The organism is Psittacicella gerlachiana, from assembly GCF_003585965.1.
Lineage (GTDB): Bacteria > Pseudomonadota > Gammaproteobacteria > Enterobacterales > Psittacicellaceae > Psittacicella > Psittacicella gerlachiana.
On sequence record NZ_NRJF01000259.1, the window covers coordinates 1 to 1572 of the forward strand.

The following is a 1572-nucleotide window of genomic DNA, read 5'->3' on the forward strand; positions in this document are numbered from 1 at the left end:
CTTTTATTCTATTAAAAAAGTCCCTTTTTGTTATAATATACAAAAATGCTTGAGTTTTATTATACTTACTAAGAATATGAATAGATTTTTTTCTTACGTATCAGTGTTGACGATCACACTATGCACCTTACCCCTCAACATCTCATACGTACAAGCAGCCAACAAGAATAGCAATGCCACTCCTGCACAAAGTGCCGCTAAAGACTTATTACAGATGAGTGAGCAAATCAAGGATTTAAACTACACTATATACTTTAGTGTATATAATTCAAATGGTTATGAAGCTTATAAATTTAATAACTACTTTGTAAATGATATTAGATACGCAGAATTATCAAATTTAGAAGGTACGCCTTATAATGTTTACCTAAAAGGAAACCTAATTGGCAACGCTTCATATGGACTTAGAGGAACTACATTCAATATCCTCCCAAATATTTTTAATGCAGATTTTTCGATCTTGGCACAAAACTATATCATTGCAGAAACTGGTGAAACAAGAGTTGCCGATAAAGAAGCTTATGTTTACGACATAACAAACAAGTACTCTAATCTATATTCATATCGTATTGCTTTAGATAAGGATACTAAATTACCTCTAAAAGCGGATCTCCTTTATCGAGATTTAGTCTCTAACTCTTACACTATTTTAAATTCTTATACAGCTATTTACTTGCAATTAGGTATGGATCAACAATCTCTTGATCGAATTAAGGGGGCTGTAATCAATACTAACTCTGTGTTTAGTAGTGATATTGACAAAAGTCTTTCACGAGAGTTTGAAAAAATTGTAAAACTACAATTTTTGCCACCAGGTTTTAGATTAATTTCTAATAATGAAGTGACTATGCAAGGTAGTAGCCTGATTAACACCCCTGATAGTAATGATAAAAATGATACTTTAATGCTTGCACAAACTTATGGCGATGGATTATTTAGTTTTACCATTTATGTAAGTAAAGATAAAGTTAATACTAATGATCATTACTATTGGCAACAAGCGGATACGACTTTATATGCTGAAGACTATGGTAATCATAAATTAATTATTGTCGGTCAAATTCCTTTATCATTAGCTAAAGGAATTATAAACTCAATTAGTATTCCATCCGCTCCTATGTCAAGTAGCCATCCTAACGGATTCGGACAGCAACTTAATATAAAATAATGAATAACAATGTTATAAAAAATGCACAAGTTGAAAGCATTAGCTATGATAATAGCAAAGCGACTATTAGAGCAAGAATTTTGACAAATAAAGAATTTTGTTCTGCTTGTGCTAGAGGAGAAGGGTGTGGAGCTATCTTTTTTAATCAACTTACTCCTCTTGGTAGAAATAAAAATCTCGTAAAAATTACTGCAGATTCAAATTTAATACAAGATGACAATCTTCAAGTAGGCGATATCATAAAATTAGAAACCTCACGCCAAAGCTTTTGGTTAGCTATTTCTACATTCTATTCTATCCCTTTAGTATTTGCAGTTGTTATCCCAAGTATTATTTTTAATAAATTAAATCTTAGTGATCTTACAACAGCTTTATTAATATTTACATTTTTAGCAATTTACTAC

The 1572-nt window shown here is 30.9% G+C and carries 2 protein-coding genes; both read left to right on the top strand.

From position 1 onward, the window contains the following. Window positions 1-76: 76 nt before the first annotated feature. Window positions 77-1168 carry a MucB/RseB C-terminal domain-containing protein gene (locus CKF59_RS07380; protein WP_119535272.1) on the top strand — a complete coding sequence of 364 codons (1092 nt, stop codon included), beginning with the start codon at window positions 77-79 and terminating at the stop codon, window positions 1166-1168. Beyond that, a partial coding sequence (locus CKF59_RS07385; protein WP_147397150.1) for a SoxR reducing system RseC family protein occupies window positions 1168-1572 on the top strand: 405 nt, incomplete at its 3' end. The genes CKF59_RS07380 and CKF59_RS07385, both read left to right, overlap by 1 nt.

Bases quoted from the DNA above. Each gene is read 5' to 3' on its own strand.
- CKF59_RS07380 (WP_119535272.1), top strand. From the start codon at position 77: ATGAATAGATTTTTTTCTTACGTATCAGTGTTGACGATCACACTATGC.